The 12,522-nt window shown below is 39.9% G+C and carries 5 protein-coding genes; 1 reads left to right on the top strand and 4 read right to left on the bottom strand.

Annotated features, from left to right (window positions below; translation table 11 throughout):
• Positions 1-32 precede the first annotated feature (32 nt).
• From QOL76_RS04510 to QOL76_RS04495, 4 genes are all read right to left on the bottom strand, one after another.
• Positions 33-4,874 (bottom strand): sensor histidine kinase, encoded by a 4,842-nt coding sequence (locus QOL76_RS04510; RefSeq protein ID WP_283411839.1) that lies wholly within the window; start codon positions 4,872-4,874, stop codon positions 33-35.
• 114 nt (positions 4,875-4,988) lie between these two features.
• Entirely contained in the window at positions 4,989-8,876 is a 3,888-nt protein-coding gene (locus tag QOL76_RS04505) for a sensor histidine kinase (RefSeq protein WP_283411838.1), read from the bottom strand.
• Between the two features lie 484 nt (positions 8,877-9,360).
• Positions 9,361-10,104 (bottom strand): DUF6090 family protein, encoded by a 744-nt coding sequence (locus QOL76_RS04500; protein WP_283411837.1) that lies wholly within the window; start codon positions 10,102-10,104, stop codon positions 9,361-9,363.
• The gene (locus tag QOL76_RS04495; RefSeq protein ID WP_283411836.1) at positions 10,101-10,820 is read right to left on the bottom strand and encodes a DUF6090 family protein; all 720 of its coding nucleotides are present in this window, start codon (positions 10,818-10,820) and stop codon (positions 10,101-10,103) included. The genes QOL76_RS04500 and QOL76_RS04495 overlap by 4 nt, the downstream gene beginning before the upstream one ends.
• Positions 10,821-11,472: 652 nt before the next feature.
• Between QOL76_RS04495 and QOL76_RS04490 the strand changes: the two genes are divergently transcribed.
• Positions 11,473-12,474, top strand: a complete 1,002-nt coding sequence (locus tag QOL76_RS04490; RefSeq protein WP_283411835.1) for a hypothetical protein — start codon at positions 11,473-11,475, stop codon at positions 12,472-12,474.
• Positions 12,475-12,522: the final 48 nt, after the last annotated feature.

Here is a 12,522-nt window from a genome sequence, read left to right as displayed (position 1 = left end):
TGAGGCATCAGTACAGTGGTTTATTTTATGGCCTATTCTTCTATTGGCAAAAAGATCGCCATCTCGGTTCCTTCACCTACCGTGCTTAGGACTCGAATTTCCCCTGCATGTGCCTTGACGATATCATAACTCAGAGACAAGCCCAATCCTGTTCCTGATCCCGTCGGCTTGGTGGTAAAGAATGGTTGGAAGATTTTATCTTTCACGGAGTCTGGGATTCCATTACCATTGTCTTTTACAGAAAGTTCTACCCCGTTTAGAGATCTTTTGGTAGAGACTAATACCTCAGGGCGAAAATCATTATCTGCACCTCGGCTTCGCTCAGCACAGGCATAGAAAGCATTGTTTACCAAATTCAGAATGACTCTGCCAATATCCTTCCCAATGATATTTACCTTTGGGAGCTGAGGATCTAGTTCCAGCTTAAAGTCTGAATTAAAACTTTTGTCTTTGGCTCGGATACCATGGTAGGAAAGCCTTAGGAATTCATCTGCAAGGGCATTGATATCGGTCAGGGTCTTTTCTCCTGAACTTGATCGACTATGCTCCAGCATGCCTTTGACGATGGAGTCAGCTCGCTTGCCATGATGCTTGATTTTGATCAGATTTTCTTTGATATCAGCAGAGAGCGCTTTCACTTCTTCCATATCCCCCTTTTCTATTTCTTCTATCAGCTCGTCAAACATTTCACTGCTGACTTCCGAGAAGTTATTCACAAAATTCAATGGGTTCTGAATCTCGTGGGCGATGCCGGCTGTAAGTTCACCCAGCGAAGCCATCTTTTCGGATTGGATCAGCTGAGCTTGGGTGGCCTGAAGGTCCTTCAGGGTACGCTCCAGCCTTAGCTTTTCTTCGACAAGTTTTTTGCCTTGTTCTTCTTTTTGCTGCAAGTCAAGAAAACGGGTGTAGGTCAAGTCAAATACTTGTGCAAAGCGCTTGAAGATTTCTTCCTCTGCACAAGGCACTGCGGTAATGATGACCAAATACCCTGTTTTAAAATAGGCTGCATGCAACTTTTGCCAAGTTGGTCGCTCGATGCCTTTTTCGTCCATCTCATCAAAGACCTTCTTCGCGATAGGCAAACTTACCAGCCAATTGTAATGCTCAGAGAGTGCATCTCCTTCCAAAACAACAGAGCGTAAAGCTTCACCTTTTTGCCATCCTTCATATAAGGAAGCATGTGCAAAATCACCTACGTTTGGTAGGAAAAAACCTCGAGTGAAACCGGTATCCATACTTAGCCACCACTCGTCTTCCTTGCGATTTTCTTCACATAGGACAAAACCGCAGGTCCAGAGATTGGACACTAATCCATTCATCTCGTTGAATAAGATAGTTGCCACATCTCCAAGCTCCTCGGATTGCTGCATACCCATAGTTCTGGATCGCACGCGTTCTAATGCTGTTTCGATTTGAGATTCTTTGGCTCTCGCTTCTGCTTTTTTTAGATCTAGAAAACGAGTATAGGTTTGGTTGAAAACCTTGGTAAACCTTTGGAAAATATCATGTGCTCCTGGTACCCGCTCGTAGGTAATAAACAATAGAAATCCTTGGTCGAATTTGGCCAAGTGATTAACCTGGAAAGTAGGAAGTGAAATACCGGCCGCATCAAATTGGGCAAAAACGGATTTCAAATCTGGCAATTCCCCCAAGTAACGATAATGCTCCACTAAGTCTTCACCACCCTGCTCATATACAAATAAGTCTTCACCTTTAATGATGGCCTCATACCACGGCTGTAAACTAATATGTTCTGTCAGTGGAAGTCTAAATGATGGTTGTACTTCATTTTCACTGCTCATCCAGCACAAAGAGGATTTTTTGTCATCAGAGAGAATATTGTATCCGCAGCTCCATGCTGGAATTCCCAATTTTCTAACTTCATTGAAAAGCACATGAGCGGCATCAGGCAATTCATTACTATGCTGCATTCCCATGGTTCTACTTCGTATTTTTTCTAAGGCTGCTTCAATTTGCGCTTCTCTTGCTTGTCTTTCTGCTTTTTGAAGATCCAAAAATCGCGTGTAGGTTTGCTCGAACACGTTTGCGAAGCGTTGTAGAATCTTCTTGTCGGGATAAGGCTCTAAAGTGATAATCAACAGATAACCCTTGGAAAAATAAGCAGCATTCCATTCCTGGTTTTCAGGGAAAGAAAGGCCTTCATCAATGATTTTCTGGAAGAATGGTCGTACTTCTGAAAGGGATAGCATGTAATCGTAATGATCACTTAACGCCTTGCCGGATTTTTCGATAGACAGAAGTTCGAACTTCTCTTGCCAGCCTTGACGCATCTGCTTGTGCGCGGCATCTGTGGTGTTGGGAATAGCAACTGGGGGCAAGACTCCATTTTCATTTGCAAACCAAAACTCATCCTTTTCACTGTTTTCTTCACAAAGTCCAAAGCCGGTTCCCCAAAGGGTACCACCCAAGCTTCTAAGTTGCTCGAAGAGGATAAATGCCACATCTGCAAGTTCTTCGGATTTTTGCATTGCCATGGTTCGGGCACGCACCCGCTCCAGTGCCAGTTGGATCTCCGCTTCCCTAGCTTGGGCTTCGGCTTTTTGGAGGTCGAGGAAGCGGGTGTAGGTTTGTTCGAAAACTTTGGCAAATCGCTTAAAGATGGAATGAAACTCAGGTACCTCATCATAGGTGATGAACATCAAATATCCCTGCTTAAAATAAGCGGCGTAATCAACTTGCTTTTTGGGTAAGGCTATCCCGGCACTATCCAACTCTTCAAATATTTTGTCAAGTGTAGGAAGAGAGGCCATATAATTATATGTATCCTTTAATTTCTTTCCCCCTATCTTTTCTATACGTAGGGTCTCTTCCTTCTCTGAGTCCTCGACAATTCGTTTAAAAATACCTTTTGTGGTAGGTGTATCAAATGGCTCGATGGGTCTTCCATCTCCCGTACTCACCCATTGTGAAATGACCGTCTTATCATCATTAAAAATATTAAAACCACAGCTCCAAGGGTTAAGTCCAAGACCCTTGATTTGACTGAACATCTCCGTTGCTGCTATGGTCAATTCATCGCTGGATTGCATCGCCATGGTCTTTGCTCTGACCCTTTCTAAGGCCAACTGAATCTCCGCTTCCCTAGCTTGGGCTTCGGCTTTTTGAAGATCTAGGAAGCGGGTATAAGTTTGTTGGAAAACTAATCCAAAACGTTCCAAAAGACTTGAATTGGTGCTGGAAAGAGGTTTCAGAGTAGAAGTAGTTAAAAGACCAAAATTATTGCAATACCCTGAAACATGCATTTGCCTCGCAGAAGACATTGCCATCTTTACCTCTTCAGGTAACTGAGCAAGCTCCGATTTTGCAAATAGAAAATTATCATAGTCTTTTTTATCTTTTCCATTTAAGTGATAACTCCAAGCACTTTTTTTATTTTCCCAAGCCTCAATCATTGATAAAGTCATAGGCAGATTGTTAGGAGGAACTAAAAACCCATGCGTCTTGATTTCCTTCTCCGGACTTGCCATCCACCAATGCATTGCTTTAGTTTCTGAATTAATAGTTAAAAGTACGACTCGGGCAAGAGCTACATCTAAGTGTGATAATTCAGCATAGAGGAGATCAACTATTTCTAATAATTCATCAGAACTGTGCATACCCATAGTTTTTGCTCTTACTCTCTCCAATGCAACTTCTATTTGAGACTCTCGCGCTTGTGCCTCCGCTTTTTCTAAGTCTAAGAATCTGGTATATGCTTGATTGAAAACCTTGGCAAATCGAATGAAAATATCATGTGCTTCCGGGACAGGTTTGTAGGTAATAAACAACAAATGACCATGCTTGAAAAATGCCACATGGTCAATTTGTTTTTCGGGAAGAGGTACTCCAGAATTATGTAAATCTGTTAAAGCTTCACCTAAGACAGGTAAAGTTTTGAGGTATTCATAATGCTCCTTGATGACGTCTGGACCAAATTCCTGAATATAAAGTGGGTTCCCTTTTTTACTTTCTTCATAGTACCTGAGGAAAATATTTTCGCGGGGAGTTTTATAAAATGGGAGAATTCCAGCCATGGACGTAAACCATTCCAAATCCCAAGGCTTTCCGCTGGTTGTTTCCTCATCGTAGATATGAAAAGCACATCCCCAATTCTCAATTCCTAACTTCCGGATCTCCTCTTCCAATAAAATGGAGGCATCAGCTAATTCCTCACTTTTTTGCATGGACAAGCTTCTGGCTCTCAATCTTTCCAAGGCTGCTTCAATTTGTGACTCTCTTGCTTGGGCTAAAGCATTTTGGATGTCTAAATAGCGCTTATAGGTTAGTTCAAAGGTGTTTTTGAATGACTTGAGAATTTCCAATTTGTCAGAACTGATAGGCTCATAGGTGGAGATACCTATGGAACCAGCTGCGAAGGAAAAGAAATAATAGCTGAGGATGGATGTGTTATCCAGTGCGGGATCGTCATTTTCACCCATTCCTTTTCTATAATCCCTCCATTCCTGAAGCTTTTTTCCTTTTACCTGAAATTCAGAGAATACGTCTTTTGAACTCCGTGTTTCCTTGATTAAGTTTTCTGTTAAAGGGTGACTTTTGTATTGGATGGTGGTAAGGGTTTTACCAGAATTAGGAGAAAAATCATAATTGAGTAAGGAATCCAGCTGATCTTGATAAATATTGATCATGGTGTTTCGGAGCGAATCGAAACCATGTTTTTTCAGTTCAGCAAAAATATTTTCAGCGATTTCAAGTAGATCATCAGGTTTACTCATTCCCATGGCAATCCCTCTTATTCGCTCCAATGAGTTCTGTATCTCAAGTTCGCGGTTTTTGGCAGTTAGTTCCAAGGTCCTTTGTTCCAATGCCTCTTGGAGTTGTTTGTTTTCTGCTTTTAGCGCTTCGGTGCTTTTCATGGGTTTTTACTTGATTTTCAAAGGACATAAGCCAGCCAGGCTAAAGCTAGTCGGCATATAATCAATCAGTGTTTGTCGGTTTCGAAAGGTCTGTCTGCATCAGCCAAGGCGATTTTAAACTAGTTGCTCTTTGATCGGCAAAAAGATGATCATCTCGGTTCCTTCTCCTTCCCTGCTTTTCACTCTCAGATCTCCGCCGTGAGCCCTAATGATATCATAACTCAGCGATAAGCCTAGCCCCGTGCCACTGCCAGTAGGTTTGGTGGTAAAGAATGGTTGGAAAATCTTGTCTTTGATGGCTTTGGGAATTCCTCCGCCATTATCTTCCACAGCTATTTCTACTCCGCCTGTATTCCCTGCCAGATCTACTAATCTGGATCTTACAGTAACCTTTGGTTTATAATCTCCCAATTCACCATCCTTGCTTTTCAGTTCTTTTGACTTACTATCCACAGCATAGAAGGCATTGTTTATCAGGTTCAGAATTACTCTTCCGATATCCTGACTGACCACATCCACCTTTGGCAGATTCGGAGCTAATTCTGTGGAGAAATCAGCATTAAAACTTTTGTCTTTTGCGCGTAAGCCATGGTAGCTTAGGCGTAAAAATTCATCAGCAAGAGCATTGAGATTGGTAGCTTGTACATCACGTGAGTTTACTCGGCTGTGCTCTAGCATCCCTTTGACTATGGAGTCTGCCCGCTTCCCATGATGGTTGATTTTTGTCAGATTTTCCTTCAGATCATTTGATATCTCAATTGCCAGTTGTGCGTTACCCTGAGCCAATTCCTCCTGCATCTCATCGATCAATTCCACGCTGACTTCTGAGAAGTTATTCACAAAATTCAGTGGGTTCTGAATTTCATGGGCGATGCCTGCAGTAAGTTCTCCAAGGGAAGCCATTTTTTCCGATTGGATCAATTGCGATTGAGTAGCTTTCAATTTGGTGTAGGCTTTCTCTATTTCTTTGGATTGGGCCACTTCCCGCTCCAAGCTTTGTGCTCTTTCCTTCACTCTAATTCTTCTTTTCAATTCGGAATAAGCCACAAATATTACTAGCCCAAGCGCCACTAAATAAAGGGTGTATGCCCACCAGGTTTTCCACCAAGGAGGAAGAATTGTGACTAGGAGTGAAGTGCCCTCTTCGTTCCACACCCCGTATGCATTGGAAGCGATGACTTTGAAAGTGTAGGTGCCAGGTTCAAGATTGGTATAGGAGGCAAAATTTCTGTTGTCATAAATCCAATCTTCATCCAGCCCTTCCATCATATGCGCATACTGATTTTTAGAAGGATTGGCATAATGGAGTGCAGCAAATTCGAAACTGAGATCATTCTGATCGTATCTAAGTGTGATGGCTCTGGTAGAAAGAAGATCTTCCTCTAGTGGAGATTCCTCTGTCATATCATATACAGAGCGATTTGAAATCGAAAGATTGGAGATGATAACAGATGGCGGAACTTTGTTTGATGCGATGGTAGAGAATGTGGTTAAACCATGATCTCCACCAAAATAAAAATCACCATCTGGAGTTTTTTCAGCAGCCAACGATATGAATACATCACCGCCGATTCCATCATCTTTATTGTAATTGATAAAGGTTACTTTATTCAGAGATTCATTTCGGATCATTTGGATTAGCCCATTTCTAGAAGAAAGCCACATTTCCCCGTTTTCTCCAGGAAGAATAGTTTCCAAAAAGTTTGTTGGCAAGCCATCTTCCTCCGTGTATTTGGTGATTTCGCCGGTAGTGGGATCCAGAACATTAATGCCTCCGTAGGTTGCCATCCAGACTAGACCGTTTTCATCCTCAAAGACATCATGCACTTGTATGCTACTCAGTGTAGTAGGATCCAGAGGATCACTGGTGTAGTATTTAACTGTATTTGATTCTGGATCTATTTGGGTAAGACCAGCATTTAGGCTTGCAATCCAAATGAATTTCTTGCCTATTTCAATGTCGGAGATATTGGGATCCTGAATGACTATTTCAGCATTTTGCTCATTGATATTCACCACTTTTGCCTGGCTCTCTGCTTGGTTTTCCTGTTTGAAAATAGCTATTCCGTAAAGCGGTACAAACTCTGGTTCTGGGGCATTCCAACTATTGTAATGATGGCTATCATCAGAGGAATAGCGCAAAGAGTAAGTGCCGGGCGTAAGTTCAAGTTGGGTGATAAGTAATCTGTTTTTTGGAGCTCCTCCTGCAAAATAACTGTCACCAAAAGATTCCATTCCAGCAATTGTTTCACCTGAAGGATTTCTCAGCCAACCAAAATCAGCCATACTTGCAAGATCTCCTTCACCTACAGTAACTAAGAAGTAGGTGGCTTTTTCTGTGATTTCTACTTCTTTGGTGAGCTCTTGATTATCGGTGACCTTATCTATGATTGCCAAGGCCTTATCATTTTCCAGCCATCCTTTCACCTTAGCGATGATCTCATCAGAATAGGATTTGGCGTACTGGCTGACCATTTCCTTATGGGTTTCTGTTTTTGGATCAAAAACATCTAATCCTCCATTTGTACCAATCCAGAGTTTGCCTGTGCGGTCTTCTTTTATTACCCTGACTTGATCGTTGATAAGACTATTTTTATCCTCTGGATCATTTTTGTAACGCTTGATTTCATTGTAATCTTTATCCATTTTTATCAAGCCATCTCCCCATGTTCCTACCCAAATAGTACCATCTTTTTGCTCATAAACAGACCGGGCAGAACCTCCGAACATATCTCTATCTGAGGAAAAATTCACCTTAGTGATGGATTTATCAGAATCGTCAAAAATATTAATTCCATGTCCACGAGTTCCAATAAATACTTTTCCAGGATTGATGGTGGAAGCATACAGTCCATAAACGCCTCCTGGGCTAATTGATTTTGGGTCATCTGCTTGGTTGCTATAAAACTTGAAAGGTTTGTTAATGGGATCGTATTTGAAAAGCCCATTGCTCAGAGAGCCAAACCAAATAATCCCACTAGAATCAATTAGCATTTTAGTAAAGCGATGAGTCCATCCGCCTGAATTGATTTTTCTATTGCCAGGAATAAGGACCTCCTGAAAAGAATCTGTATTCCCTTCAAACTTCAATACCCCTCTGAAATTATTTAAAACCCAAATATTACCATCCCGATCTTCATTGATAGAATTCAATGAGCTGTATACATCTTCGAGCGAATAGTCGTATTCGGTGATCATTTTCAGCTCTTCAGTAGCAAGGTTATACTTATGAATCTCGAGTCTACTTGTAATCCAAAGTATGCCGTCTTTGTCAAAATAGAGTGATGTAATCCCATTGATGATAGAAGCAAAATCCACAAACTGGCCTAAATCAATGGGTTTAAATCCTCCGCCACCTTTCTGAAAATGCATTAATCCATAAGTAGTCGAGCCTGACCAAATTCCGCCTTCCTTATCTTCAATTAGGGGAAAACTGAGACCAGATCTCTCCTGTTTAGTCCCTTCCAAATGCAGGTAAGGGGCCAAAACCCAAGTGTCATTCTCAGGTGAAAACAACACAATTTCTTTAGCCGCTGTGGTAGCCCAAATTCTTCCTTGAGAATCAGCAAGTATATTGAATGCCCTCCCGGACCCTAGAGCTAAGTCAAAAATTTGCTCAAAATCATAATTGGTAAAAGTGTTATTGGACCTATCATATTTAGTAACTCCTTTGTCACTTGCGATCCACAGATCATGATTTTTATCCTCCTCGATGTCAAAAGTCACATTGTTTTGCAGCGTGTTTGGATTTCCAATCGTATTCCGAAAGGTCTTCCAAGTATAGCCATCGTAGCGCTGAACCCCGTTTCCCGTTGCCAGCCATATCAAGCCATAGCTGTCTTGCATCACATCCATGACTTGCGGAGACGCAAGTCCATTGGAAATAGAGATTGTTTCTAACTGAATTTCCTGAGCTTTTAGCTGCAAGGCCAACAGGACAAAAAAGGAAAGTAGAAAAATCTTAATCGTATTAGCTATTGAACTTATTATTGAATTCTTCATCTAATTAAAAATTTATGAGGTAGAGAAAGGCAAGCCAAAACATTAAATACTATTCCTCAAGTTGGGTTTTGAGTGGATATGAAAAACTTCCCGTGACATTTTAAATTAAAGGGAGAAGGTTTTATCTCATTGATGAAATGCGGGAAAAATGTATCTGCTAAAACTTTCATGCTTACTAAAAATATTACTATTCGAGTTAATCACTTATTTATCTGAAAATAAGTGATTACGAAGAGAATTCAATTCAAAATAGTATAATAAATTGGATTTTTTGAATCTTATTATTGAAAAAATGAAGGTTATAATAAGCTGTTTTTAAGGATTATTTTGGCTGCTGACCTCCAAGATTCAAGTTAGAGTTTTTGGAAAAAGTCAACTTGATTTAGAATTTCTGATAGGTGTTTAACTACTCGATTTCATCGCCATTCAAACTTGTATAAACCTAAAAAATAGCTCTCCAAGCAATAATTGATAAGAAATGAAGTCAATGTTTGGAGTTCAAATCATCCTCTTCTTGCTTCATTAATGCCAATGCCTCTTCCAAATCCTTATCGAGGTTTTCCAGTAAAACGAGAAATCGAAGATTAAATGAATTCGTTGCTGCCACAAGATTGAGAAACTTCTCCTCATTCAGTATTTTTTCAATATCCTCAAAGGAGATAGGCCGTTCTTTCAAAAACCGATTATATACCACCATCATTTTCGCTTCGATAAAAAATGGGCCGACTTTATTGTTCCAAAAATTTTTGATGATTATCTCAAAGTCTACCATGCGCAGGTAATCCTGAAATGATATCCGTGATTTTTCATGAAGGTTTTTCCTACCAAGAATAGTTCTTTCAGAACTCAGCTCTTGCTCTGTAATAGTGAAGTTTAAAGTGGCGAATGCATAAGTTGTCAATCCGAAAATTTTGCCGGGATCCTTTTCCAAAGAATCCTTAGTCATGATCCCGTCTATAAATAGGTCAGAATCATTTAAAATCCTTTTGTTGACCGAAATGATATTAGCTAGAGTTGAACGAGCTTCCTTGATTTCTTCTTCGAGACTTTGAAGGCTTTGGTCAGAGATTTTTTCCAATTTTCTATCCTCATTCCAATTGTTTACTTGTAAGGCGACCAAGATTCCTATAACGACAAGCAAAATCTCACCCAGCGCATATACTAAATACCGCGTGACCTGATTCTGGCAGAGTAATTTTTGGCGGATTTTTCTAAAAAATGAGATCATTCGTTTTCAATTAGATATGATTCAAGCATTGCTATTAGTTCATGATTGACAATTAAAAACTCTTGACATTGTACTAAATAATTTATACCGTAATTTTTAAAAACATCAAACTTTGCAACCGTTTCCCTATCTTCAATTGCAAATCCCAAATCTTTTATAGAGGGGTTTTCAGGTAATTTTAGGATGTTATCGTAATATTTTATCTGTAGCGGAACACCATATTCTTCACAAATTCGATTATTCAATTCGATGGCATTTACTACGTAATCGTACCTTTTTTTGTATTCTCTTAATTTGTTTTTGAGATTCTCATGACTTAATAAATCGTAAGCATTGGGATTGTTAGCAATCAGATTTGATTGAAAGGCCAGGCGAAAAAAAAATGGGTCTGCATTTATTTTTAGATTAGAAATGGAATCTACAAACTGGCCATTACTTAAGTTGACCAAGTTATTGAAAAGAGTATCTCTTATTTGCTGAAGCATTATTCTTGATTCAAAAAATACGGAATCTGCTTTAGCGTCATTTAAAAGTTGTCTAATCAGTTCTGTTTGTTTGATATTAGCTTTTCGGTTTTCATTCCAGTTACTAACCTGCAGGGCAATCAAGATTCCAATTACCACCAATAGGATTTCGCCCAAAGCATAGACCAAATAACGGGTCAGCTTATTTTGTGCTAAGAGCTTTTGGCGGATTTTTCGGAGGAAGGAGATCATAGCTAAAAAATGAATTTTAGAAAAGGCTTAAATAATCATGTTTGATATGTTTAAAATACAAGATGAAACTTGGATAAAGTACATCTCTACCTGATTTTTTATATTTCTTTTCTCCTAAATCGCAACTTCAAGCCAGTTATTGGAAGTCCTCGTAGAATGCGCCAACCTGAGCTTTTCCAGGAAATCGGTTTAATAAATGATAAGGTTAGCTCGTTTTTTTACACAATGAGTTGAAAAAGAATATTGCAATTCCACATCATTTTGCTTACAGTAAGAAGCATATTGCCTTTGAGATGGAGGTATCACAGTATGACACTTGCAAAGAATAAATATTATCTCCTTGGGTGGAGCCCGACCATGAGCAAAGTTGGAAGTGTGAGTTTAAAAGTATTGATTATCCAGATTCTTTTGGCCAAACATTGGAGATGCTACCAAAAGGGATAAGGGGTGGAAGACTCCTAGATAAGAGCTTAAACCAAGCGATTTTTTAATTCAATACCTTTAGAATAGCAATAATTGGGTATTAAATATCCCCACAATTGGGGGTTGATTTTGGAGGGGTAATCGTCCATTTTTGAACTATCGTAGAATGCTCAATTAGGGATTTGGGTTTTTAAATCCCAAACTCTATTTATCTAAAAATCAACCGAAAATGAAATCATTATTCAAACCTTTAACTTTCTTCTTGCTATTGTTTTTGTGCTTTTCTACTCTTGTTTTTGCACAAAAATCTCTTCAAGAAATAGCAGAATTAAATGACAATAAATGGGATAAGCTTGTCAAAAACTACCGAAATTACAGCAACTCGATAGATCAGCTTCAAGGCTTACTCAATGAAGAGCTCCTAGCGGAAGAGAATTTACCAAACCCTAAGAAAATTGGTGTTTTATCCATGCAAGTTTGGGATTACTCAGTAACAAATTCCTCCAAGGTGGCACAAACCACCGTGTATCAGAAAAATTTTCTAACACCGGAAGGAAGCAATCTTGTGGCAGATCATTTCTTGGAGACCATTCTTCCCATATTTCAAGATCAATTCCAAGCGAAGGGGATAGCGCTAGTTGAGCCTAGTGAGTTTCTTACAGACGAGGAAAAGCGAAAGATCTATGAAGAAGGAGGTAGTCGGATAGAGACTAGCGGTTTGGTCAAGACACTCGGATCTATTACCTCTTTCCTGTACAATTCAAAAACGGGAGAAGGCTCAGTTGCCGCATCAGGCTATGAGTTTTATCCAATCAGTGTTGTGACTATGTCAACGGACTTCAAGGCGCCGGCCACACTTGGATTGCTTGTTGAAGATTTGGATTTAGATGCCGTATTGATTCTCTCAGTTGGAGTAAGCCTTGTCAGGAACGGGCGAACTATGGTATTGCATGAAATTGAAGCTGGGATTGTCGGCCCTATAGATGATGACCAATCCAAGGAGTACAAAGGGAGAATTGGGGCAGGTATGATGAATCTGTATCGAGATGGTTTAAACTACAGTTCTGTCATGCTTGAGGTAGAGCCTTTTGAAATTGCGAAAATAAATAAATCGGAAGGAGCAATTGAAGAATGGCAGTTGGACGGACTCGATGAGGTCAGCGAACGAATGGCAGCTGATCTGATCAGGGGTATGGAGAAGTTTATTACTCTGGATAAGTCGAAAGATTAATTCTTTCTGACTCCTTACTTGCAAAACTTGTATGATAGAAACTGGAGC

The organism is Algoriphagus winogradskyi (assembly GCF_900182815.1).
GTDB classification, from domain to species: Bacteria; Bacteroidota; Bacteroidia; order Cytophagales; family Cyclobacteriaceae; genus Algoriphagus; species Algoriphagus winogradskyi.
The sequence above is the reverse complement of the archived record's forward strand: the minus strand, read 5'-3'. Positions and strand labels throughout refer to the sequence as shown.

Excerpts from the sequence above, each read along its gene's own strand:
- QOL76_RS04490 (WP_283411835.1), top strand. The coding sequence starts at position 11,473 with ATGAAATCATTATTCAAACCTTTAACTTTCTTCTTGCTATTGTTTTTG.
- QOL76_RS04505 (WP_283411838.1), bottom strand. The coding sequence starts at position 8,876 with ATGAAGAATTCAATAATAAGTTCAATAGCTAATACGATTAAGATTTTT.
- QOL76_RS04500 (WP_283411837.1), bottom strand. The coding sequence starts at position 10,104 with ATGATCTCATTTTTTAGAAAAATCCGCCAAAAATTACTCTGCCAGAAT.
- QOL76_RS04510 (WP_283411839.1), bottom strand. The coding sequence starts at position 4,874 with ATGAAAAGCACCGAAGCGCTAAAAGCAGAAAACAAACAACTCCAAGAG.
- QOL76_RS04495 (WP_283411836.1), bottom strand. The coding sequence starts at position 10,820 with ATGATCTCCTTCCTCCGAAAAATCCGCCAAAAGCTCTTAGCACAAAAT.